Below are 390 nucleotides of genomic sequence, written 5' to 3'. Positions count from 1 at the left end.
CCCGCAGTCGGTGGCCAGCGTCGGCACACAGCGCACGTGGAACCACCAGCAGCCGGACGGCACCGCCACCGTGCGCACGGCCACGCTGCGCCAGCAAGCCACGGCCACCGACGGGCGCATCGTCAACCTGTGGGTGGAAAACGCCGAATACGGCTCCAGCAAGATCAGCGACGGCATCATCAACACGCTCATCACCAAGTTCGCTTCGGGCACGCAGTCGGTCTATACGCTGGCCACTTCGCTGGTCGGCCAGCCGTGGGGTAGCTACTCCAGCTCAGCCAGCCTGATCGATCCGAACCAGGCGCTCGACATCGTGGTGCTGAACATCCAGCCCGACGGCCAGGCCTACGGCCGCGTGGGCTACTTCTGGGCGCGCAACAACTTCACCAC

The 390-nt window shown here is 66.2% G+C and carries 1 protein-coding gene; it reads left to right on the top strand.

Going from position 1 to position 390, the window contains the following annotated elements; translation table 11 throughout:
- Positions 1-390, top strand: a 390-nt coding sequence (locus tag I6F21_RS38480) for a hypothetical protein (RefSeq protein ID WP_225184486.1), incomplete at both ends; no start/stop codon positions are given.

The sequence above is a fragment of the Bradyrhizobium sp. NBAIM03 genome (assembly GCF_020194055.1).
Taxonomy (GTDB): Bacteria; Pseudomonadota; Alphaproteobacteria; order Rhizobiales; family Xanthobacteraceae; genus Bradyrhizobium; species Bradyrhizobium yuanmingense.
This window is presented reverse-complemented; position numbering and strand designations above follow the sequence as displayed.